This window comes from Marinobacter koreensis (assembly GCF_023156285.1).
Lineage (GTDB): Bacteria > Pseudomonadota > Gammaproteobacteria > Pseudomonadales > Oleiphilaceae > Marinobacter > Marinobacter koreensis.
In genome coordinates this window covers 404191-427941 of sequence record NZ_JAKZAJ010000004.1, presented here as the reverse complement: position 1 = coordinate 427941, position 23751 = coordinate 404191, and the positions used below count along the sequence as shown (strand labels likewise).

The following is a 23751-nucleotide window of genomic DNA, read 5'->3' as shown; positions in this document are numbered from 1 at the left end:
GTATTGTAGAGTCAGACTTTGCGACAACCCAAGCGTTTATGCCGGCGAATGCGCAGGTATTTTCCACAGTCCCGGCTTTCGGAGCATCGAGGTTCCTCCTACAATGACGCCCAGATTCCGGCGCCCGCGCCGACCCGGTTCCCTGACAGGATAGCAAGTATGAGCAAAGCCAGCGGCACACCCGCTCACAAGGTTTACAACATTGCTCACTGGAGCGATGGCTACATTGATGTCGATGGACAGGGCGACGTATTGATCCGACCGGATCGCAGCCAGTCGAGCTCCGCCATCAACCTGCCGGAACTCACCCGCACGCTGACCGGCTCTGGCATCCAGCTCCCGGTCCTGATCCGGTTCACCGACATCCTCCATGACCGGGTCAACCGGTTATGTAACGCCTTTAACCGGGTGGCGGATGAGCAGGGTTACCGGGGCCGGTACACGGCGGTCTATCCGATCAAGGTGAATCAGCAGCGCCGGGTGGTCGAAGAACTCCTGGCAACAGAGCCCGCTGGCTCTGAGGGCCAGGTGGGTCTTGAAGCCGGCAGCAAACCGGAACTCATGGCGGTACTGGCCATGGCCCGCCAGAGCGGGTCTGTCATCGTCTGTAACGGTTACAAGGATCGGGAATACATCCGGCTGGCGCTGATCGGCCAGAAGCTGGGACACCGGGTCTACATCGTGGTGGAGAAGCAATCGGAGCTGCCGCTCATTCTGGATCAGGCCCGGGAACTGGGCGTTGCCCCCCTGATCGGTGTCCGGGCAAGGCTGGCCACCATCGGCAAAGGCAACTGGCAGAACACCGGCGGCGAGAAGTCGAAGTTCGGTCTGTCGGCCAGCCAGGTACTGGATGTGGTGGAAACCCTCCGGGCGGCGAACGCGCTCGACGCCCTGCAACTGCTGCACTTTCACCTCGGCTCGCAGATTGCCAATATTCGTGACATCCAGACCGGGCTCAAGGAATGCGCGCGATTCTACGCTGAACTGCATCGCCTTGGCGCCCCGGTCGGCACCGTCGATATCGGTGGCGGCCTCGGCGTGGATTACGAAGGCACCCGCTCCCGGAGCAGCTGTTCGATGAACTACAGCGTCTCCGAGTACGCGTACAACGTGGTACACGTCCTGCAGGCCGAGTGCGACCGGCTGGGCATCCCCCACCCCGATCTCATCAGCGAATCCGGTCGGGCTCTGACCGCGCACCATTCGGTCCTTGTCACCGATGTCATTGACCGGGAACGACCGGAAAACCGGGAGCCAACCAGACCATCGGAAGGCGATGCGGCACCGTTGCACGATCTCTGGCGGGATCTGGAGAGTCTCGAAGACGAGGATTCGCCGCGGTCGCTGGCGGAAATCTATCACGATGTCCTGCACGCCATGGCAGACGTCCACGGTCAGTTTGCCCACGGCGTCCTGTCATTGCCGGAGCGGGCCCAGGCGGAGACGCTCTACGCGCGCTGTTGTCGCCTGCTGAGAGGCCGGCTCGACAGTGCCAACCGTGCCCATCGGGAAATCATTGACGAACTCAATGAGAAACTCGCCGACAAACTGTTCGTGAACTTTTCGCTGTTCCAGTCATTGCCGGATGTCTGGGGCATTGACCAGATCTTTCCGGTGATGCCGATCAGCGGTCTGGACCGCCCGCTGAACCGGCGTGCCGTGATCCAGGACATCACCTGCGACTCTGACGGCCGTATCGATCAGTATGTGGATGGACAGGGCATCGAGACCACCCTGCCCCTGCCCGAGGAAACCGCTGACGGGCCCCTGGTCATGGGCTTTTTCATGACCGGCGCCTACCAGGAAATCCTCGGCGACATGCACAACCTGTTCGGAGACACGCATTCGGTGGACGTACGCCTGGACGGGAAAGGCGGCTACGGCATCAGCGCCCCCATTACCGGAGATACCGTCGCCAAGGTGCTGCGTTATGTGAACTTCGAGCCGGAACAACTGCTTGCTGCCTATCGCCGCAAATTCTCATCCAGCGAACTGGATAAGACCGAGCAGAACCGATTGCTGGAAGAACTCGCGGCTGGCCTGGAGGGCTATACCTACCTGGAGGAGTGACGTCACTGGTCGAACCGATGGTTTCGCCAGGTGCTGGGAGACATCCCTTCCCATTTCCGGAAGGCCCGTCCGAAATTCGAGGGGTCGCTGTAGCCGACAGCATCCGCGACCTCATCGATCGTCAGCTCCCGACGACGAAGCAACTCCAGGGCACGACGATGCCTGAGCTCGTCCTGCAGATCCTGAAAACGGACGCCCTCTGACGCAAGCTGGCGACGAAGCGTCCTGGTCGACAGCGACAGCTGTTCGGCCACGGTCTCGAGCCCGGGCAAACGGCTATCCCGAACCGACTCGAGAATACGGGTGACCCGCGCTGCCATGGTGGTTGCAGCCTCAATGGAACGCATCTCCTCTTCGCACTGGGCCTCGGCAAAACGCCGGGTGACCGGATTGGAGAGCGACATGGGCAGCGACAGGAGCCGACGATCGAAGCGCAACTGGTTGGCACCTGCCGAAAATTCGATCTGATCGCCGAACAGTCGCCGGTACGGCTCCAGATCAGACGGCGGCGCGTAATTCACCTTGCACCACCCGGTCGAGATCAACCTGTCGCCGAACAGCAGTTGATTGACATCCATGAGCGAAGCCATCACCACGTCGACGTTGAACCGGTACAGGTCCTCGACGTCGTGCCCCGGATCCAACTGCAGCACCGCCTCGTTGCCCTCTTCGATGAAGGTCAGTTCCATATACACAAAACGGGTGCGGAAATACTTGATCAGTACCTGCAGCGCCTCGGCCAGCGTATCGCAGCTGATAGCAGCCTGCGCCAGTGAGCCATGGGTGGTGAATTTCAGTCGCAGGCCGAATGCCAGTCCCAATGCGGCATCGCCGGTTCGGGCCACCGCCGCCCGGCAGAGATTGGTGAACTGGTCCAGCGTAATGAAGTTGTCCGGGTGTCCCAGCAAGGCCGGACGAATGCCGGAATCGGCCAGCAATCGCCGTCGCTCCACCCCCAGCTCCTCGGCCAGCTGGCACAGGATATCCGCATAGTGGGCACGGATAATAGGCAGGTTACCGGTGATGCCGGGTGCGTTCATAGGGGACGCTCGGGACAAAGAGACTTTCTCGAGCGTTAAGATTATCCCGGGCGGTGTCGCCACACAATCACCGTCTCGACGCGCCACCTCCGGCGCTCTTGCCAAGCCCCGGTCCGGAAGAAAATTTTCGGCGCCAATGATCCAGCCATCCACCCCCCCCGTAAATCAACAGACTGACAAACCGGTGGCGAGTGCATAGAATGATGATCAGAAACAGCTCAACTCATGCGACTGTCAAGGAGCGTCCAGTGACCACACTGGAACAGAAGCCAGCCAAGGCGGAGGGTCGCAAGGACCCCTGGAGCCAGCTGCTGGACAAAGTGGGCAAACATCAGGATCGCGAGGCTTACCACGCGCTCTTCGAGCACTTTGGCCCACAGATTAAGTACTACGCCATGGCCAACGGTCTCGCCAGCCACGCGGAAGAGCTGGTCCAGGAAGTGTTCGTGTCAATCTGGCGGCGTTCGTGCCTGTACGATTGGCGGAAGGCGGCTGCCTCGACCTGGATTTTCACGATTGCCCGGAACCAGCGGATAGACATGCTCCGCAAGATGCAGCGAACCAGTGCAGAGATGCAAGTGGAAACCGAAGACCTCTGGCAGATACCGGGCGAGAATGAGAATGAACCGGTCACCTCCCTGCACCGTCTGATGTCAGAGCGCCGGATCCGGGATTCCCTGAAGCACCTGCCGGAAGAACAGATCACCGTGATTGCCAAGGTCTATATGGAGAACAAGTCGCACCAGATGGTCGCCGACGAACTCGATATTCCGCTTGGCACGGTGAAAAGCCGGGTTCGCCTGGCCTTGAACAAACTGAAAGTGATTTTGCAGGACCAGAACGTATGACACGGCACCATCCCGACAGCCTGAGCCTGATGGAATACAGCGCAGGCAACCTGAGTGAGCCACATGCTCTGTGCATCCGGCTCCATCTGGACAAGTGTCCGCATTGCAGGAGTCGTGTTGACACACTGGACAGCCTCGGGGCTGTCATGATGGAAGAACAGCCCAAGGTGAGCGTGTCCGAAAGCATGTTTGACGATATCCTGGCACGCATCAGCGCCGAGCCGGAGCTTGAGCCCGTCAAACCGTCGCTGCCGAAGGTGGGCGTTCTCGAGAAGCTGTTGGGCGAGGACCTCAACAGCCTGCCCTGGAAACGGCAACTTGGCGATGTCAGCGTGCTGGACATCTCTGAAAAGTTCCCGGACCAGAAAGAACAGGTCGTCTTGCAGAAACTGGCAGCAGGCGGAAAAGCCCCTGCGCACACCCATCGGGGTGAAGAAACAACCATCGTGTTGCAGGGCGCCTTCGCCGACCAGAAGGGCGTGTTCAACCAGTGGGACTTTGTGGTCCTGACCGACCAGGATGAACACAAGCCGGTTGCCGTGGGCTGTGAAGATTGCATCACACTGTCGGTCCTCAGTGCACCGGTCAAACTGACCGGAACCTTCACCCGTCTCCTGAATCCGTTCCTCCGATAATTCAGGAAAGCCGATGTCCGGTCCGGCGCCCCGCCAACGGGGAACGGGCCGGGCCCGATTTACCAGGGCAAACGGCTTCCATCCCAACTATAGAAAGACCCGTTATCTTCTTCCTTCAGGCCATCGATAACCCGCCACAGATTGCCCGCAGTCTCGTCCGGAGAGTGCACTCGAAGCCGGGACAGGGACTGCTGGAAGGGCTCGCTCAGAGGTGACCGCGTGGTGCCCGGGTGCAGGGCGATACAGCTGACCGGCTTGCACCGTCGTGGCAGCTCCACCGAAAGGTTCCGCACCAGCATATTGACAGCTGCCTTTGAGCATCGGTATGCGTACCAACCGCCAAACCCGTTGTCCTCAATTGACCCGACCTTCGCAGACAGGGCAACGATCCGCTTGAAACGCCTGTGCCTGAGATGCGGCATCAGGGCCTTCATCAAGGTGCCAAAACCAACACAGTTAACCGTGAATGCCCGGACCATGGCATCAGCATTCAGGTCCTCCAGCCGCTTTTCCGGAAACAGCGAAGGGTCGTGCAGAAGACCCGCGGCATAAATGACCGTATCAAGCCCCGAATCACCAACCACGTCGTCCACACGGGCGGCGATGTCGTCATGGAAGTCGGTCTCGGCATTCCAGGCGACCGATTCACAGCGATCGCCGGACCCGAACGCCTCCGGAGTCCGACACAGGCCAATGACACGCGCATCCGCATGATGTCCAAGCACCCGGCTGGCCAGCGCGGATCCGATCGCTCCGTTCGCGCCTGCGATCAACACCTGTGTCATCACTCCCTCCCGGCATCAAACCCTGTTCGCCCCGGCTTCGGGGCCCATTGGACAGGATTTACGCGGCGATCCGGATTTTCTATCAATTTATCCGGTTTTCAGGAGAGCCAAACAATTCAAACACGCGTATGAATCAACGGTTCGACCCGGAGCGGTCCTGGCTCCGATGGAAACACCGGACTGACTGTTGATAACGAGAGGAGAGTATTCATGCGTTACCAGGCACCTGCGAATGACCTTCGTTTTCTACTGTTTGATGTACTGGGCGCGGATAAACTGCACCAACTTGAAAAGTACGCCGATGCCACACCCGACCTGATCAGTGCGGTGATTGATGAGGCCGGGAAGCTGGCTGCGGATGTGATTCAGCCAACCAACCAGGTCGGAGACCGTGAAGGTTGCCAGTACGACCCGGAGACACGGAGTGTGACCACTCCGGAACCTTTCAAGGAGGCCTATCGCACCTTTGTCGAAGGCGGCTGGACAGCGCTGGATGCGCCCCTGGAGTTCGGTGGGCAGGGCCTGCCTCACACCCTGAAATTTGTGGTGGACGAAATGGTGTGCTCCACCAATCTGTCACTGGGCATGTACCCGGGCCTTACCCATGGCGCGATCAGTGCCCTGCACGCCCATGGCTCCGAGACGCTGAAACAGACCTACCTTGAAAAACTGATTTCCGGTGAATGGACCGGCACCATGTGCCTGACCGAACCCCAGTGTGGCACCGACCTTGGCATGATCCGTACCCGGGCAACCCCCAACGATGATGGCAGCTACAACATCGAGGGCACCAAGATCTGGATCACCGGGGGCGAACACGACCTGGTCGACAACATCGTGCATCTGGTGCTGGCCAAATTGCCCGGGGCACCCGACACCACCAAAGGCATCTCCCTTTTCGTGGTGCCGAAATTCCTGCCGGATTCCGGTGAGCGGAACGCCGCGTTCTGTGGCGGCCTCGAACACAAGATGGGCATCAAGGGCTCGGCCACCTGCGTCATGAATTTCGAAGGCGCCCGGGGCTGGCTGGTGGGCGAAGCCAACGACGGGATGCGGGCCATGTTCACCATGATGAACGAAGCTCGGCTGATGGTCGGCATGCAAGGCCTCGGTCTGGCAGAAATGGCCTACCAGGAAAGTCTCGGGTTTGCCCGCGAACGTCTGCAGAGCCGTTCCCTGAGCGGACCGAAAAACCCACAAGGGCCGGCCGATCCGATCCTGGTTCACCCGGACGTTCGCCGGATGCTGATGCGTCAGAAAGTCATGAACGAAGGCATGCGGGCACTGGCCCTGTTCACTGGCCATCAGCTTGATCTTTCCGTTGCCCATCCGGACGAGGAAATCCGCGACTCCGCCGACAATCTGGTCCAACTGCTGACTCCGGTGGTCAAGGCTTTCCTGACAGACGAAGGGTATAACAATGCCAACTGGGGACTGCAGGTATTGGGGGGATCCGGTTTCACCCAGGACTGGCCTCTCGAGCAACTGGTACGGGATGGTCGGATTGCCCGGATCTACGAGGGCACCAACGGGATCCAGGCAATGGATCTGGTGGGCCGAAAACTCGCCCTCAAAGGCGGACAACTGGTGCGTACGCTATTCGGGGTTCTCACCGGCTACCTGAAAGATCAGCCCGAGGCGCCGTTCCGCGAAGAGCTCAAGTCTGCCATCAAGAGCCTGGAACAGGCGACCACCTGGCTGGCAACCAATGCCCCTCGGGATCCGGAGCAGGCCGGCGCAGCCGCCACCCCCTACCTGCGGTTGATGGCGCTGACTGTTATCGGATACCTCTGGTCCCGCATGGCAGGCGTCGCCGGCGAAAAGCTGAAAAGCGGCGAGGATAACGCGCCGCTGCTTGAGGCAAAGCAGGTATCTGCGCAGTTCTACTTTGAAAAGCTGCTGCCGGAGATCCATTGGCTGCTCACCGATATCCAGAGCGGAAAAGGCAGCATGATGGCCTTCTCGGACGATCATTGGGCTGCGTAAACGTCTGCAATAGAAAGGTCCGACGAGCGTGGCCGGAAATGACCGACAGTTGGCAACTTGTGACCTTCTGGAATCGGGACCGAGGCACGATAATGGACACGTTGATTAGTGTCTCTGAACTAGTCCAGCCCGGTTCCCCGTCGATCCGGGCCTTTCTTTGAAGCCACGCGTTTGCGTGGCTTTTTTTATGGGCCTGCTTTTCATCTCCCCCCCGGCGCCTGAGTTACAATGCACCCCTTGATTCGCTCCGGCACGCGCCGGATTTCAACGGAGGCCGAATGAACGCCGACGATTACAGTTTTCGTTTCGGAGGAATAGAACGCCTTTACGGCCGGCGGGCCCTGGAGGCTTTCCGGCAGTCGCACATTGCCATTGTCGGCCTTGGAGGTGTCGGATCCTGGGCGGCGGAAGCACTGGCTCGCAGCGGTATCGGGACGCTGACCCTGATCGATATGGACGATATCTGTGTGTCCAACACCAATCGCCAGCTCCATGCCCTCGAAGGCCAGTATGGCCGAACCAAGACCGACGCCATGGCCGAGCGACTGAAAGCCATCAATCCTCACGCGGACATCCGGGCACACTTCGGCTTCCTGACAACCAAAAACGTCACAGATCTGCTGACCGAGGACATGACCGGCGTGGTGGATGCCATTGACAGCGTCAAGGCCAAAGCGGCACTGATTGCTCATTGCCAGCGCCGGAAGCTGCCCGTGATCTGTGCCGGGGGCGCAGGAGGGCAAATGGATCCGACCCAGATCCGGGTGGCCGATCTCAGCAAGACGACACAGGACCCCCTGCTGGCCAAGATTCGCAATCTTCTGCGCCGTGAATACGGATTCTCGCGCAACCCGAAACGGCGATTTGGCGTTGAAGCCGTATACTCACTGGAGCAGCTGACGTATCCGGCCGGTGACGGCGAAGTCTGTCTCCAGAAGCCGTCCGGTGACGGCCCCGTCCGCCTCGACTGCGCATCCGGTTTTGGTGCCGCCAGCCCTGTCACCGCCAGTTTTGGGTTCGTTGCGGCCTCCCGGTTGCTCAGTCGCATCGCCAAGCGCGCTACTTCATGATTCAAGGGATCTGAATGCCTATGCCCATAAGCACCGTCATGCTCCTCGCCAGCATCGGGGTTCTCTCACTCTTCTGTCAGTGGCTTGCCTGGCGCGTTCGCATGCCCGCCATTCTGTTCCTGCTGGCAGGGGGCATTGCCGCCGGCCCCATGTTCGGGTTTCTGGTGCCGGAGGCCGTCTTCGGCGACCTCCTGTTCCCGGTCATTTCCCTGGCAGTTGCCATCATTCTGTTCGAGGGGAGCCTGACGCTCCGTTATGAGGAAATCCGGGGCCACGGCAAAATGGTCCGGAACCTAGTCCCCGTGGGATCTCTGGTCACCTGCGCCATTGGCACCATCGCCGCCAAATGGATCCTGACCGTCTCATGGCCGGTAGCATTGCTGTTCGGGGCCATCTCGATTGTCACCGGCCCAACGGTTGTGGCGCCATTGCTCCGCTCCGTTCGTCCCACCTCCAAACTGGCCAACATTCTACGCTGGGAAGGCATCATCATTGATCCGGTGGGCGCCCTGCTCGCCGTTCTGGTATTTGAAGGGATCGTTTCCTGGGGACAGGGCAACGTGTTCGGACATTCCCTGTACATTTTCGGAAAGACACTGGTGGTGGGCTTTCTGATCGGTGCGGTAGCCGGTTACCTGAACGGTCTGGTGCTTCGCAAACACTGGATTCCCCAGTATCTCCACAATGCCGGCACGCTTACCTTCATGCTCGGCGTCTATGCCCTGTCCAATGAGATTGCCCATGAATCGGGCCTGCTCACGGTCACCATCATGGGCCTGTGGATGGCCAACATGAAGCAGGTGCCCATCGAGAGCATCCTGGAATTCAAGGAATCGCTCAGTGTCCTTCTGATCTCGGCGCTGTTCATCATCCTGGCCGCCCGGGTGGAATTCTCCGCCATCGCGGATCTGGGATGGGGCCTGGTGATCGTGATCGGCGCCCTGCTGCTGGTAGCGCGCCCGCTGAGCATCTTCCTGTCCGCCATCGGAACCGGGCTGAATGTCAGGGAAAAACTGTTCCTGAGCTGGATTGCCCCCCGGGGTATCGTGGCGGCGGCGGTGTCGGCGCTGTTCTCCTTCCAGTTACAAAAGCTCGGCTATGAGAGCGCCGGGGCACTCGTGCCACTGGTTTTCATACTGATCATCGCCACCGTCACCCTGCAAAGCCTCACGGCCCGGCCGGTCGCCCAACTGCTCAAGGTGGCGGAACCCGCCGACTACGGTTTCCTGATCCTGGGCGCCAACCAGGTGGCCCGCATGATCGCGACAGCCCTGAAGAAACACGAGGTTCCGGTTGTGCTGGCCGACACCAACTGGGAGAACGTGCGCCAGGCCCGGATGGAAAACCTGCATGTCTACTTTGGCAATCCGGTGTCCGAGCATGCGGCCACGCATCTTGATCTGACAGGTATTGGCAACCTGCTGGTGGTCTCGCCCTACAAACATATGAACTCCCTGGCGACCTACCATTTCCTGGACTGGTTCGGAACCAACTGCGTGTTCAGTCTGGCGGAGGGCGACCAGGATCAGAAGGCGCGTCACCAGACCGCCGAGAAGATCCAGCTCACCCGGGGACTGTTTGACGGGGTCAGCTACGCCAAACTCGCCAGCCTGGTGAGCCAGGGGTACTCGGTCAAGACTACCCAGTTGAGCGAAACCTTCCGGTACGAGGACTTTCTGGAGAAATACCAGCGCCAGGCACTGGTCCTTTTCGTGTTCGACAGCAAGGAACGGATTTTCCCGGTCAAGCGAATGGAAGAACTCAAACCGGACGACGACTGGCTGCTGATCAGCCTGGTGCCGCCCCAGGCACCGAAAGAACGGAAGGAAAAGGATCCGGGCGAACGAGCGGGCGCAGACGGGGAAACCGGCGGGGAACCGAAGGCTGGCAAGCGCTGAGAGCGAGAGCCCTCAGCGGCAGTCCAGGACCAGCTTGCCGCGCACGTGCCCGCCCTCGAGCGTCTCGTGGGCGGACCGGACATCGTCCAGGGCAAATTGCTGATCGACGTGGACGCGAACGTCCCCGTCCTCGATCAGTTCGGCGATTTCTTCGAGGTGGAAGACGTCCGGACGAACCGTCATTCCATGGGCCCTGAGCCCCATACGCTCCGCTTCGCTGATGATGTCATCGGCGGTAACCGTGGGAATGGTCACCAATACACCCTGTTCACCGAGGGTATGCAGGGAGCGCTTGCCAATCTCGCCACCCATCAGGTCCAGTACCATATCGAGCCCGTAACACTCGTCGACAAAATCGGTCTCGTGATAGTCGATCACCTCATGGACGCCCAATTCCGCCAGGAAATCCCGGTTCCTCGCCGAGGCGGTGGCAATTACGTGCGCGCCCCGCTCCAGGGCAAACTGTACGGCGAAGTGCCCGACACCGCCGGCACCGGCGTGAATGAGGATTTTCTGCCCCGACTCCAGGTTGCCCATCTCGAACAGACCCTGCCAGGCCGTCAATGCCGCCAGCGGCACGCCACCAGCCTGCACCAGATCCAGTTCTTCCGGCACGATCGCCAGCTCGTCCGCAGACGCCAGGGCGAATTCCGAGTAACCACCTCCGTCAACGGGAAAACCCACCATTCCCATGACACGGTCTCCGGGGACAAAGGTCGTCACGCCGGATCCGACCTCGACGACTTCACCCGCCACATCGTAACCGGGCGTCCAGGGCAGCGACCCTTCGATCTGCCGTGCCGCAAAGCCCAGTCCCTTCCGGGTTTTCCAGTCGATCGGATTCAGACCGGCGCCGTGCACGCGAATCAACACCTGTCCGTCGCCCGGCTCCGGAACCGGACTGCTTACTACCTGCAGCACATCCGGCTCGCCGAACTGCTCATAAACCACATGGCGCATGGAAGCGGCAGTCGCGTTGTCACTGGTGTTTTCCATCGAATTCTCCAATTGTGCTGAAGCAGAAGGGCAAAGACACAAACGTTTTCAGACTAGCAGAAATACCGGCGGACCGTCGGTCAGTCTGTCGCCAGCCCCTTGCCACCCGGGACCGAGGCCGACGACAGTATCTCGGCAAATTCGCGCGGGGCCCGGGCCGGGCGCTGGCTTTTCATGTCGACGCAGGCATGGGTGGAAACCGCCCGCACCAGGGTCTTTCCGTCGGATGGACGCACCAACTGGAACTGACGGGAAGACCGGAACCGACCGTCAAAGCCGGTCAGCCAGGTGCCCAGAACCAGATGGTCGCCGGCGTTGGCCGAGGCAAGATAGTCTATTTCGGTTCGGGTGATGGCCATGGCCTTGCCTGTGGACTCGTGCAATGACCAGGTCATCCCCAGGCTTTCAATGTGGGCCCAGCTGATGTCCTCAAGCCACCGGACGTAGACCACGTTATTGGCGTGCCCGAGCCGGTCCGTATCCTCCTCACGCACGACAATCTCGAGGGTGAAGGGGTCGGGGAGGTCCCACTGTATGTCATGATCGACGTTCATTCGTGCTGGTCTCCGAGGCCGGGTATGGCCTTCAAAGGTAGCCGCCCGATACGGTCATTGTGAAGTGAACCAAAGTATAGAACCCCATCATGAGGATTCACCGAGGTGATCTCCTTGAGGTGCGTACCCCGGGTGTCCTGCAGGCTGGTCAACATCTTGCCATTGCGATCGAACGCAACCACCAGGCCATACTCCTGGGGCTTCGGTTTCAGGCTGTCCGGCAACTTGGCCACCAGATCCTTCAGCCAGGGGTTCGGATGCAGCGCATCCACCTGAGCATTGCGCAGGGTCGGGAAGGCCACCCAGAATCGCCCATCCCGATCGACGGCCAGGTTATCCGGGAAACCGGGCAGGTTATCCGCAAACACTTCCGCCCGACCGGCACGGGGCCCGCGAAGCCAGTACCGGAGAATGCGGTATTTCCAGGTTTCGTTGATCAAAACGAAATCGCCGTCGGGAGAGACCGCAACGCCGTTGGGAAAATGCAGGTTGCCCAGCAACAGCTCGGCCTTGCCCGTGCGAGGGGAATAGCGCAGAAAACGTCCGTTCGGCCGCATTTCCAGGAGATCGAGGCGATAATCGGGCTGATGGAACTTTGAACTGGCGTCCGTGAAGTAAATGCTACCGTCCGGTGCGATATCCACATCGTCGGTAAACCGGAATGGCGTTCCGCCTTCCTCCGTGGCCAAGACGGTGATGTTCTTGTCCGGTGCAATCGACAGCAACCCCTTCCAGGCGTCAGCGACGATCAGGTTGCCCTGGCCATCGAATACCATTCCGAGAGGGCGGCCACCGGTATCGACCCACTTTTCAACCCGTCCGTCCGGAAAGACCCGCACCACGAAGCCATCCTGGGTTCCGGTGTACAATACGCCATCCGGCCCCACCGTCGTGTCCTCGGGACCATAGACCCTCCCGCGGGCCAGAAGATCCGCAAGCCGGAGGCGTTCATTCGGTGCAAGCACGCCGGTCAGCGGGGGCGCAGACGGAGGTTCCCAGGCTTTGCTGTCGATGGGCGACGGTGTCAGCAAAAAGCTGCCGAGCAGCAGGAATGCTGCCAACAGCCCGATCAGCAACCACTTCATCGCACGCGCTCGCCTGTCGTCATCCGCTCAACACCCTCTCACTGACAATGTAATAACCTTACCAGAGGCCAGTGCCCACATGGAAACGGCCCGACCTGAACGGCCTATCAGGCGTTCCCGCTCTCCAGGAATCGACGACACAAGGCCGCGAAGGTATCGGCTTTTTCGGCGTGCAGCCAGTGGCCGGTGTCCTGGATGATCCGGAGCTCTGCGGCCGGAAAGAGGCGCATGATCGTGTCCCGGTGCTTCTCCTGGATGTAGGCCGACTCGGCGCCCTTGAGAAACAACACAGGACCGTTGAATGGTCCATCGCCCTCAGGCGCCCTGGCCAGATTGTCGTAACAGGCGTCAATCACCGGCAGATTCAGCCGCCACCGGAACACCGGCCCATCCGGTGCCTGTTCCTCCTGTGGCACCCGTTCCAGGTTCTTCAGCAGAAACTGACGCGTGGCCGGCATCTCGACAAATTCCGACAATTGCTGATCGGCGTCCTGGCGCGACTTCACGGCACTGAGATCCAATTTCGACAAACCTTCGAGAATGGCATCGTGACGGGGCTTGTAAGACACCGGGGCAATGTCGGCAACGATCAACCGGTCCACCCGCTCCGGCGCCATCAGGGCCACCTGCATGGCCACCTTACCACCCATGGAGTGTCCGAGAAGACTGGCCTTTTCAAGGCCCCTGGCGTCCATGTAGGCGATAACATCCTGTGCCATCGACGGATAGTCCATGGTGTCGGTGTGAGGAGAGTTGCCGTGGTTTCGCTGATCGAGTGCGTGGATTTGCCACCCATCCTGCAGGCGGCGGGAAATGCCACCGAGGTTCTCCAGCGAGCCAAACAGCCCGTGCAACAGAATGAGGGGGGCGCCTTCGCCGCTAATTCTATGATTCAGCTCAACAGTCATGGACAATCGGTCTCCGGATTGAACGGTCGAAATCAGAGCCGATACATTAACACCGCCAGCCTGTCGAGCAAGGGGCGGCCATCCGGCAGGCACAAAAAAGCCGGGAAAATTCCCGGCCCAGGGTCATAGGCGTTACGCCTGCCCGATCAGCAATAGAAAATGCTGTTCAGGTATTCTGCGAGGGCAATCACGTTCTCACGTTCCTGCCGATCGTGCGGCACAAAAATCTGCGCTTCCATACAACACCTCCAGAGTCACACTCATTGCTCCAATCCTGTGTTCAGATGCTATCGTTGTATCTGATACTGAACGTTGACAAGCTGTCCCATACACTTGACATTTTGTATCAGCAACCATGACAAGCTGTTAATTTTCCGAAGGAAGGACGTGAACTCCGCGCAGGCTGATTCCATCTCCACGACCGGCGTCCCCGGGGTCGCCGCTTCCAGCACACTGGCGCTGGTCCACTACCTGGATCAACAGGGGCTGTTGGTGGAGAAACAGGTGTCTGATCTGACCGGCCTGACGCTGTCAGAACTGGAAGATCCGGACCGGCGGGTACCCGCAGATGCCCACTACCGGCTGTGGGAATACGCCGAGCAGCTTACCGGGGATCCTGCGATCGGCCTTCATGCAGGACAGGTCGTGGACCCGGAACGAATGGGACTCGTGGGCCACGTCTTCTTCAACTGCGACACCCTCGGAGAGGCAGTAACCCAGTATGTTCGCCTGCATCGGCTGGTCAACGAATCGGTGTTTCTCACCTTCGAACAGCGGGACGGGCTCGCGATTCTGACCTGGCAGCCCGACTCACCAGCCCATTACTGCCGTCAGGACATGGATCGGACCCTGGCGGCAGCCCTGAGCCGCACCCGACATTTCATTCACCGGGGCATCCGGGCGGAATGGGCGGAAATCGCGCACAGTCAGCCAGGTTACGCCGACGAGTACGAGAAGTTGCTGGGCGGCCCGGTGTCTTTCAACCACGAAGTAACCCGGCTGGCCTTTCACAGCAAACACCTCGCCCACCCCATCCCGCATCGCAATCCCTACGTCTATTCCGCGGTGCTGAGACAGGTGAACGTGCTACTGGCCAAACTGCAGACCCGCCGCTCGTTCGGCCGACGGATCCGGCGACTTATTTCAAAGCAGATGGCGACCGACCGGATCGACGCGGATACCCTGGCCCGTCAATGTCATATGAGTCGCCAGACCCTGTACCGGAAGCTCAAGAAGGAGGGCCTGAGCTTTCACGATCTGGTGGAGGGGGTCCGCAAGGATAAGGCGCTTCGCTATGTCGCGGCAGACCAGTACGCCCTTGGTGAAATCGCCTTCCTCCTGGGCTTTTCCGAGCTCTCTGCGTTCAGTCGCGCTTTCAAGCGCTGGACCGGCATCGGCCCTGCCCAGTATCGGGCTGAGCATCAGAACAACGACTCGTCGCCCGTGAATGGAGAGACCGACCGCTAATGGAACATGTCTCCCTGGTTGCCATCGCCGTTGGTCTGCTCTATCTCGGAGCCCTGGCCTGTATTTACCGTATACTGCTGACCTACCGCACATCTCAGGGGGCAATCGCCTGGATCGTGGGCCTGTTGGGACTGCCCTATCTCACGGTGCCGCTCTTTCTCCTCATCGGTCGCTACCGGTTCGGCGGCTACATCAAGGCCCGGCGTATGGGCGATCAGTCGCTGACCGGCCTGCTGAGCCGCTTCGAACAACAAACCACGTCGATACCGTCACCCGGTGACCAGCGTTTTCACGACGAACTGCAGGTCCTGTGCAAACTGGGACGGCAACCGTTTACCAGCGGCAACAAATGCACCCTGTTGCGAGACGGAGAGGCGACCTTCGAGGCGCTTTTCGAGGCCATGGAAGACGCCACCCGCTACATCCTCCTGGAATTCTATATCGTCCGCTCCGACCGGGTCGGACAGCGCATCAAATCGATCCTGGAACGCAAACTGGCTCAGGGCGTCGAGGTGTGGTTCCTGTACGACGACATTGGCAGCGTGTGGCTGCCGCGCAGGTATCTCCGGGAACTGTCCGACGCCGGCGCCCGGGTGGCGTCCTTTGGTGATGGCAATATCCGGCGGCGCCGTTTCCAGATCAACTTCCGGAACCATCGCAAACTGCTGGTCTGCGATGGCCGCGTCGGCTTCGTGGGCGGCATTAATCTGGGCGACGAGTATCTGGGGACGGCCCTGCAGCAGGCCCCGCTCCGGGACACCCACTGCCGGATTGAAGGCCCCGCGGTCGCCGGCCTTCAACTGGCCTGGCTGGAGGACTGGAACTGGGCCAGTGATGAGCTTCCAGCCCTGGACTGGAGCACCGGAGAACGACCGGCGGGTGAGGAGGACATCCTGATCCTGCCCACCGGCCCGGCAGACTCCTGGGAAACCTGCACCCTGTTTTTCCTGAACTGCATCAACAATGCGCGCTCACGCATCTGGATTGCGTCCCCGTATTTCGTACCGGATTTCCAGATCATGAACGCACTGCAGCTCGCGGCTCTGCGGGGCATCGACGTCCGTATCCTGATCCCCGAAACCCCTGACAGCCACCTGGTCAAGCTGGCGGCTTACTCCTACCTCGTTCAGGCCTGCCAGGCCGGGATCGGCATCTACCGCTACCAGCCCGGCTTCCTGCACCAGAAGGTCATTCTCGTTGACGATCGCTACGCGGCTATCGGAACGGCCAACCTGGACAATCGTTCGATGCGACTGAACTTCGAGATTTCAGCCATCATGACCGATAGCCGATTTGTCGCCGAGGTGGAGGAGATGCTCAGGGACGACCTGCGGAACTGCCGGCTGATGACGGAGAGCGACTACCGGGACCGATCGATCCTGTTCCGGCTGGCCTGCCGGGCCATTCGGCTCAGCGCGCCCCTTTTGTAAGCGGTAACAGACTGGCCCCGCCACGCTGCTCTGTGCGAATATGCGGTCAACAATCATAACCACGCAGTAGATATCACCATGAATGCTTTCAAGCCGCGAGAAACCCTGACCGAACAGGTCGCCCGTCACCTTGAGAACCGGATTGCGTTCGGACAGCTCCGGTCAGGCGAACGTATCTATGAGGGTGCGATGGCGAAAGAAATGGATGTCAGTCATGGTTCGATCCGCGAAGCACTGCTACTGCTGGAAAAACGGCACCTCGTCCGCAGCGTTCCGCGCAAGGGCGCCTTCGTCACGCCACTGGATGACTTCTTCGTCCGCAGTCTCTACGAAACCCTGGAACTGTACCTCACGCACACCGGCCGGAAGCTGGTTCGAAACTGGCAGCAGGACGACATGGATCGCCTCGAATCCCTGTACCAGCGCATGAAGACCAGCTTCGAGAAAAACGACCTGATGACGTTCCTGGAGCTGGGCATCGAATACACCCAGGCGTCGCTGGCCTACGCCGACAACTATTTCATTGTCACCGCGATCGAAGATCTGTGGCCCTCCGCCCGTCGCTGCGCGTTTGTCGCCTTCCAGAATGGCGGAAACCGGGTCCTCGAGGACAACCTGGCCCATATGCGCGAATCGATTGATGCCATCCGGGAGCGGGATGAAGAGCATCTCGCGACCATCCTGCATCGCTACGCCCTTCAACAGTGCCAGCAGGTTCTGGAGGCCATCACGCGAGAGCAGAAACCGGCCTGAAGCCGATAGCTCAGTAGAACAGCTGGGTGAAGGAAAACCCGATATTCAGGTAAGCCGTCCAGTTGTCTTCCGTATTGTAGGCGCCAGCCAGCTGAACCGGACCGACAAAGGTGTCGATGCCGGCGAACAGACTCCAGGATTTGACCGAGCCACCCCAGCTCGCGTCGCTCAGGGAGGACCAGGCGTTACCCGCTTCGAAGCCGGCACCGGCAAACCAGGGCATGATCGGTCCGCCAAACCGCTGACTCGCATACACCGCACCCATGGCGGCGCTCTCGCCGGTAATTTCGCCCGGAGCGTAGGCCGAAAGGCGTCGGAACCCGCCCAGGCGAACCTGGTTCTCGATCCCCGATTCGCCGCGCAGCACATCCTCCGCAAAGACCAGTCCGGTCACCGTAAAGCCTTTCCAATCACCCGCGCCCAGCAGCATGGTAGTGGCCGAGTCAAAGTGACGGTCCGATCCCAGATCCTCCCGTTCAAATTTGGCCTTCAGGCCCGCGAAGCTGCCATCGGTCGGATAGGAACCGTCGTTCAGGGAGTCGTGGACCAGCCTCAACTGGACGTTACCCTGGTGGATGGCATCGTCCGGAGCAACGGATGCCCCGATCTGCTGATTCACCGTCGCGTAACCCCGGCTATAGATCAGCCGGACTTCCGCATCGCCACCCAACTCCATCCCCAGCGACAGATCGGCGCTTCGGGCGCTGACATCCACTTCCGCCACCTGTTCGCCACCCTCCCCGTAGATGGCATAACTGTTCCGGGAATACTGGCCACCGAGTATCACGAAACGGTCATAGCCGAATCCGAGTGGCTGGTACCACTGGCTGCGCACCCAGGGCTCGGTGCCCAGCTGGATGCCGGTCTGCCACTCGCCGCCAAGCCGGTTCAGCTCGGTTGCCCGCAATGAGGTAGCCAGGTTGAAATGGGTCTCACCATCAAAATTATCCTCGTAGTTCAGCCCGAAAGAGAGATAGTTCGGCCCCCAGGATTTCTCCTTGGGCTGCACTCTCAGGACGGTTCCGGACGACGAAGGAGACAGGGAATAGGACACCGTCTCGTAGTAGCCGAGCCCGTAGATACGCTTGAGATCTTCCTCCAACCGCGGGATATCCAGCGGTTCGCCGGAATCCTGTCGGATGCGTTCGCGGATAAAATCCCGCGCCAGGGTCCTGGAGCTTTCGATGTCAATTCGGTCAATCGGACCGGAGGCACCAAAATTCCGGGACGCCATCCCGGCCTTGTAGGCGGTCCAGGCAGTGGGTGAAACAGACAGCGGTTCAAGTTCAACGGCATGCTTCCGGGCTGCTGACGCGCCCAATTCGAAAAGTACAGGGGCCTGATAGAAATCCGCCGAGGTGTGCCCTTTGAGATCGGGCTGGATGTGAACGTCGTTGTTATCCAGAAGTTTCAGCTGCTGGTCGGTGTTGCGCCGGGTCAGCATTGTGGTCAGTTGCCCGACCACCGAAAAGGCTTCCTTGAGCTTGTTGGTGTCTTTAAGCGGATCGGTGATATCGACCGCAATGATCACATCCGCGCCCATCTGGCGCGCCACGCTGATGGGCAGATTGTTGGCCACGCCCCCGTCCACCAGCAGGCGGCCGTCGCGCTCCACCGGACTATAGACGCCCGGGATACTCATGCTCGCCCGAATGGCTTCGGCAAGATCGCCGCTGCCGATAACCACCTGGTCTCCCGTGGCCAGGTCCGTTGCCACCGCCCGGAAAGGAATGGGCAAGCGATCAAAATCTTCGACCAGTGCGGCGCTGCGGGTCAGCTCGTTGAGAATGAAGCCGAGGTTCTGTCCGGCAACAATCCCCCCTCCCACATGAAAGCCATCCAGACGCAGACCCAGGCCCGGCGTGACCGGAAACCGCCACTCATCCTCCTTGCGACGGATGGGTTTGTACAGACGGCCCGGATCGTCCCGGAAACTGGACAGCCAGTCCATATCGATAAAGCGTTGTTCGATCTCGGCGACCGACATACCCGATGCGTACAGGGCTCCAACCGCCGAGCCGGCGCTGGTCCCGACCACCACGTCGATCGGAATGTGCATCTCTTCCAGCACCCGGAGGACGCCCACGTGGGCCATTCCCTTGGCACCGCCGCCGCTGAGGACCAGTCCGACCCGGGGTCGCTCGTGCTCCGCGGCGAGCAGGCAGGCAGAATAAAGCCCACAGAGGGCTGCAAGGATCAGCACTGACAGTGCCCGCATGACGTTGACCTTTCGCTCAGTGCTTGTCCCGATCGTCGTCATCCGCCAGGGACAAATGCGATACATCCGGAACCATCGGCGGCGGCAGATCCCGCTCAACACCCAGGTCCGAACCTGCAGGCGCGAGGCTCCAGTCATCGATGTGTTCAAACATCGGCGGCTCGACCTCTTCGTGCTCCACCAGGGTGACACCCGCCGGATCCAGTTTCAGACCGGACTGCGACAGGATATCGTCGACTTTCTCACCGGCCACGGGAAGCCGATCGCCGGGCTCCACCTCCACTGCCTGGCCGGATGACTTCTCACTGGCAGGCTGGGCGGCCGGGCGATCGGGCGCTGGTGTCGGGTTTGAGGGATTCGATGCCGGTTGTTCCGAACCGGCTGCCGATGGCTGCGGGGCCTGGCTGCCTGCCATTGGCTGCACATAGGCCACCATACCGTGCTTTTTCAGAACGGCCTGGTATTTTTCCGCCTGGGCCTCCTCGAGTTTGTTCCGGATGACGACCGGGCTGCCGCTGAACATACGCTCAACCTGGTCAACCGTCGCCTTGAACAGTGCCCGGGCGTTATTGCGGGCCGTCTGTTCGTCCGTCCCCGGGACACATTCACCTTTGAAAACCAGCTGGAACATGACTCTCTCCCCATCCCTTCCTGTCTGATAATAATAGTTGATCGCTCGCCGGCCGGCGCTTTCCGGAACTGTATCCGGAGTGCAAACAATTGAAAAATTCCTGCAACACGTCGCGCAAAATGCGACACTCTCTGCGATAATCTCCAGTAACGTAGCGTTACACTCTGTTACATAGATTTGGAAACCTGCCAGGGAGTCGGTATATGACCCTCCAATACGTTACTCGTACCGTCGCGGCGATGCTGCTGCTCTGGGCCTCCGCCAGTCATGCGGAGAACATCGACGTTCTGATGAGCCAGGTCTTTCCTCAAAACAAGATCACCTACATTGGCTACGAAAGCGTCGAACGCCAGGACATCCCCGTCTCGGCGTCCATTGATCGGAAATACCTGATCGTCGACTTCCGATTCGCCGCCGGCGAGCCTCCCACCGAGCAGTTACAGGCCAACGTCCACAAAGCCTGCATGACACTGCTCAAGGACCGGGAGCTTATCCGCCACCTGTCCGAGTCCGGCTACGACATGGTATCCATCGCCTTTGACCGTCGGTCGCAGTTCGACTGCCTCTGACCGGCGGATCAGGTTTTTCGGCCCAGTAATTTCGGGAACGATTCCAGGGCGCTGTTGACGGCGTCCAGGTTGAACGCATCCACATCCGCCAGCAACTTCTCGGCATAACGCGTCACCGAGGGCGAACGGTGCCTCTGGCCCCATGCGATCAGCCGACGGGCAAAATCTTTCATCTGTTCCGGATCCCCGCTTTCCCGCACCGTCTGCCACTCGTCGCCGAAGTCCCGGGCCAACTGCTCCCTCAACCAGCCCCGCTCCTGCATGCTCAGAGTCTGCGCCAGTAGTCGCTCCTCCTCCTTGGGCTCGCCGTCCTCGTCACCGGCCAACTCTACTGCGACTTCAACCTCTGGCAGAATCACCGTGAACACCGAACCAACCCCTTCCTCGCTCTCGACCGACAGCTCTCCACCCATCATCTGGGCCAGTTTACGACTGATGGCAAGCCCCAGGCCTGTTCCACCATAACGACGGGTATTCTGCCCCTCTTGCTGTTCGAAGGCATCGAAGATCCGTTCCTGCTGGTCGGGGGCAATGCCGATCCCGGAGTCCTGAACCGTGACCGTCAGTCGGCAATACTGGCGCTCGGCAGAGGCCTCGTCCGGCTCTATCGGTGTGGCGGTGGCACGTACGGTCACCCCTCCTTCATGGGTAAACTTGATGGCGTTGCCAACCAGATTGAACAGCACCTGACGCAGGCGGGTTTCATCCAGCATCATCGCGGCAGGCATCCCGGAATCGACACTGACTTCCAGGGTAATCCCCTGCTCTCTGGCGCGCAGGTCAAAGATGTGCCGGACATCCCCGAGCAGCCGCCGGACCGAGACCGCCGAATAGTCCAGACGCATCTTCCCGGCTTCAATCCGGGACAGATCCAGAATGTCGTTGATCAGCATCAGCAGGCTGCGGCTGCCGGCGCGGATGGCATCCAGATAGTTGCGTTGCTGGGGGTCTGTAACCGAATTGCTCAACAGATCGCTGTAACCGATCACCGCATTCATGGGGGTCCGGATTTCGTGGGACATGTTGGCCAGGAACTCACTTTTTGAACGGCTGGCGGCCTCTGCCTCCCGGGCCAGGCGTTCCGCCTCCAGCTTGGCCGCCCGCAATTCATCCTCACTGCGACGCAGGGCATTCTCGGAACGGATACGTTCATCGACCTCCCGGGACAGCTTTCGGTTCCAGTAGAGGAAAATCAGCACCACAACGATGGCGATCAGCACCACCCGCCGGACCACCGTGTAATCGGTTTCCTGTTCAATGTCGAGGTGAATCCAGCGATTATAGATGGCTTCGGTCTCTGCGCTGTCCAGACTGGCCAGGGCTTTGTTCAGGATTCGAAGCAGCTCCGGATTGCTTTTGCGCACCGCCAGTCGCAGGTCGTACTGATACGGAGTGATGCTCGTGATCCTCAGGTTGGACAGGCCCAGGCGGGCCACCGTGTAGCTGACCGCTGGAATGTGGGTGACCATCACATCCAGATCCCCGTTGGACAGTGCCAACAGGCCATCCTCAACGTTATCCACCGGATACAGGTTCAGGTTGGGGTGATTGATGAGCATGTAATCGTGGGCCGCATGGCCGTTTACCACCCCGACCTTTTCATCCCGCAGTTCCCGCAGGTCACCGATGAACCGACCGTCGTCCCGGATGGCCAGGACAATCGGGACACTCAGGTACGGGCGGGTAAACAGAAACCGGCTTTCGGTCCGCGGGGTCTTGGACAATCCCGGGAGGATATCCAGTTCTCCATCCTCAAGTTTGTGTTCCGCTTCGGCACGACTGTCGATAGTGGCCCGGTTGAACCGGACATTGAGTTGGGATTCGAGGTGGCTGATCAGATCCGGCACAAGACCGGTGGGTCGGCTGTCCTGATCGAATTCGAAAGGCGGCCAGTCGGAGCGAAAGGCCACGCGTAGATTCTGGTGATTCTTGAGCCAATCGAGATCGGACGCGGACAGCTCCAAACCGTTGGTTTCCAGGGACCGGACATCGGTTTGCAGCCAGGACTGACGAATCACCCGGTGTTCGGTATGACTGATCGCCGCCACGGCACTGTCGAGCACCCGCAGCAACTGACGCTTCTTGCCGGGTACCTGAAGCACCACATCAACGGGCTTGTCGTCCAGGAGACGGGCAAGTCCGATGCCGTTGATCATCGCGGACTGGAGGTAATCGGACACCACCGGCACCGGTCCCACAAACGCCTGGGCCCGACCGGAAAGGACGCTGCTGACCGCTTCGCCAACGCCGGTGACCGGTACCGGGTGGAATTCATCCACCGGATCCAGCATGGTGTACTGGTTGGGATCATTGGCAAGGATCGCAATCTGGCCACCTTCCAGGTCCGAGAGGGACTGGATACCGGCATCCCCGGCGTTTATGAACAGGCCATAGGTCAGGCTCATCAGCGGTTTGGTAAAACGCTGACCGTCCGGAACACGGGTTCCCGGCGCGTAGGTGGTCAGGATGGCATCCGGACGGGGACTGCCAGCCTCGACCGGCTCACCGGTCTGGTCGTCGAGAATGACGGGATCCACCGGCACACCGAGTTTGTCCGACAACCTGGCCAGGTAATCGATGTAAGTGCCGGCGAGAACGCCATTGCCGGTGTCGAAAACCAGGGGAACCTGACCGCTGCGCACCCCGATCACAAACCGCTCCTGCTGCTGCAACCACTGCAGGTCGGCCTCACCGAGAACCGGCGCGGGAGAGGGCTGCGGCGGGTCCGCGAGCACTGAGCCGGGGGCCAGCGCAAGCAGGTAACAGGTGACCAGGCTGTAAAGGAAAGCCCTCACTGGATATCCTCCG

At 60.2% G+C, this 23751-nt stretch carries 19 protein-coding genes; 10 read left to right on the top strand and 9 right to left on the bottom strand.

Annotated features, from left to right (window positions below; all coding sequences use genetic code 11):
• Positions 1–159 precede the first annotated feature (159 nt).
• A complete protein-coding gene (gene speA, locus MLD04_RS13280; protein ID WP_248159207.1) occupies positions 160–2070 on the top strand; it encodes a biosynthetic arginine decarboxylase in 1911 nt (636 codons plus the stop codon).
• Positions 2071–2072: 2 nt separating this feature from the next.
• Here speA and MLD04_RS13275 read toward each other — a convergent pair whose 3' ends face one another.
• Positions 2073–3110, bottom strand: coding sequence for an AraC family transcriptional regulator (locus MLD04_RS13275; RefSeq protein ID WP_248159166.1), 1038 nt, complete (start codon positions 3108–3110; stop codon positions 2073–2075).
• A 248-nt stretch (positions 3111–3358) separates the two neighbouring features.
• Here MLD04_RS13275 and MLD04_RS13270 point away from each other — a divergent pair, with 248 nt between their 5' ends.
• On the top strand, positions 3359–3958 hold the full coding sequence (locus MLD04_RS13270) for a sigma-70 family RNA polymerase sigma factor (protein WP_008940568.1): 600 nt from the start codon (positions 3359–3361) through the stop codon (positions 3956–3958).
• Complete coding sequence (locus MLD04_RS13265; RefSeq protein ID WP_248159163.1) at positions 3955–4593, top strand: ChrR family anti-sigma-E factor; 639 nt, start codon at positions 3955–3957, stop codon at positions 4591–4593. Before MLD04_RS13270 ends, MLD04_RS13265 begins: the two co-directional genes overlap by 4 nt.
• 59 nt (positions 4594–4652) lie before the next feature.
• Here the strand turns inward: MLD04_RS13265 and MLD04_RS13260 are convergent, their stop codons facing one another.
• On the bottom strand, positions 4653–5378 hold the full coding sequence (locus MLD04_RS13260; RefSeq protein ID WP_248159158.1) for an SDR family oxidoreductase: 726 nt from the start codon (positions 5376–5378) through the stop codon (positions 4653–4655).
• A 210-nt stretch (positions 5379–5588) separates the two neighbouring features.
• Here MLD04_RS13260 and MLD04_RS13255 point away from each other — a divergent pair, with 210 nt between their 5' ends.
• From MLD04_RS13255 to MLD04_RS13245, 3 genes are all read left to right on the top strand, one after another.
• Positions 5589–7364 carry an acyl-CoA dehydrogenase C-terminal domain-containing protein gene (locus tag MLD04_RS13255; RefSeq protein WP_248159157.1) on the top strand — a complete coding sequence of 592 codons (1776 nt, stop codon included), beginning with the start codon at positions 5589–5591 and terminating at the stop codon, positions 7362–7364.
• Positions 7365–7642: 278 nt separating this feature from the next.
• Positions 7643–8434, top strand: a complete 792-nt coding sequence (tcdA, locus tag MLD04_RS13250; protein WP_248159156.1) for a tRNA cyclic N6-threonylcarbamoyladenosine(37) synthase TcdA — start codon at positions 7643–7645, stop codon at positions 8432–8434.
• A gap of 20 nt (positions 8435–8454) precedes the next feature.
• Positions 8455–10332, top strand: a complete 1878-nt coding sequence (locus MLD04_RS13245) for a cation:proton antiporter (RefSeq protein WP_248159154.1) — start codon at positions 8455–8457, stop codon at positions 10330–10332.
• A 12-nt stretch (positions 10333–10344) separates the two neighbouring features.
• Here MLD04_RS13245 and MLD04_RS13240 read toward each other — a convergent pair whose 3' ends face one another.
• The 4 genes from MLD04_RS13240 to MLD04_RS13225 all read right to left on the bottom strand — a co-directional run bounded on the left by MLD04_RS13240 (position 10345) and on the right by MLD04_RS13225 (position 13875).
• Complete coding sequence (locus MLD04_RS13240; protein ID WP_248159150.1) at positions 10345–11328, bottom strand: NADP-dependent oxidoreductase; 984 nt, start codon at positions 11326–11328, stop codon at positions 10345–10347.
• 80 nt (positions 11329–11408) lie between these two features.
• Entirely contained in the window at positions 11409–11882 is a 474-nt protein-coding gene (locus MLD04_RS13235; protein WP_248159149.1) for an acyl-CoA thioesterase, read from the bottom strand.
• A complete protein-coding gene (locus MLD04_RS13230; RefSeq protein WP_248159148.1) occupies positions 11879–12967 on the bottom strand; it encodes an SMP-30/gluconolactonase/LRE family protein in 1089 nt (362 codons plus the stop codon). Before MLD04_RS13230 ends, MLD04_RS13235 begins: the two co-directional genes overlap by 4 nt.
• 107 nt (positions 12968–13074) lie before the next feature.
• Positions 13075–13875, bottom strand: a complete 801-nt coding sequence (locus tag MLD04_RS13225; protein WP_248159141.1) for an alpha/beta fold hydrolase — start codon at positions 13873–13875, stop codon at positions 13075–13077.
• A 387-nt stretch (positions 13876–14262) separates the two neighbouring features.
• On the opposite strand from MLD04_RS13225, the gene MLD04_RS13220 reads away from it, so the two are divergent.
• The 3 genes from MLD04_RS13220 to MLD04_RS13210 all read left to right on the top strand — a co-directional run bounded on the left by MLD04_RS13220 (position 14263) and on the right by MLD04_RS13210 (position 17525).
• Positions 14263–15342 (top strand): AraC family transcriptional regulator, encoded by a 1080-nt coding sequence (locus MLD04_RS13220; protein WP_248159135.1) that lies wholly within the window; start codon positions 14263–14265, stop codon positions 15340–15342.
• A complete protein-coding gene (gene cls / locus MLD04_RS13215) occupies positions 15342–16772 on the top strand; it encodes a cardiolipin synthase (RefSeq protein WP_248159133.1) in 1431 nt (476 codons plus the stop codon). The genes MLD04_RS13220 and cls overlap by 1 nt, the downstream gene beginning before the upstream one ends.
• A 78-nt stretch (positions 16773–16850) precedes the next feature.
• The gene (locus MLD04_RS13210; RefSeq protein ID WP_248159129.1) at positions 16851–17525 is read left to right on the top strand and encodes a GntR family transcriptional regulator; all 675 of its coding nucleotides are present in this window, start codon (positions 16851–16853) and stop codon (positions 17523–17525) included.
• A gap of 10 nt (positions 17526–17535) precedes the next feature.
• Here the strand turns inward: MLD04_RS13210 and MLD04_RS13205 are convergent, their stop codons facing one another.
• Together MLD04_RS13205 and MLD04_RS13200 are read right to left on the bottom strand one after the other, a co-directional pair.
• Positions 17536–19743, bottom strand: a complete 2208-nt coding sequence (locus MLD04_RS13205; protein ID WP_248159128.1) for a patatin-like phospholipase family protein — start codon at positions 19741–19743, stop codon at positions 17536–17538.
• Positions 19744–19759: 16 nt separating this feature from the next.
• Entirely contained in the window at positions 19760–20374 is a 615-nt protein-coding gene (locus MLD04_RS13200; protein ID WP_248159127.1) for a hypothetical protein, read from the bottom strand.
• Between the two features lie 203 nt (positions 20375–20577).
• Between MLD04_RS13200 and MLD04_RS13195 the strand changes: the two genes are divergently transcribed.
• Entirely contained in the window at positions 20578–20943 is a 366-nt protein-coding gene (locus MLD04_RS13195; protein ID WP_248159126.1) for a hypothetical protein, read from the top strand.
• A gap of 8 nt (positions 20944–20951) precedes the next feature.
• On the opposite strand, the gene MLD04_RS13190 is transcribed toward MLD04_RS13195, so the two are convergent.
• Positions 20952–23738, bottom strand: coding sequence for an ATP-binding protein (locus MLD04_RS13190; RefSeq protein WP_248159125.1), 2787 nt, complete (start codon positions 23736–23738; stop codon positions 20952–20954).
• Positions 23739–23751 lie beyond the last annotated feature (13 nt).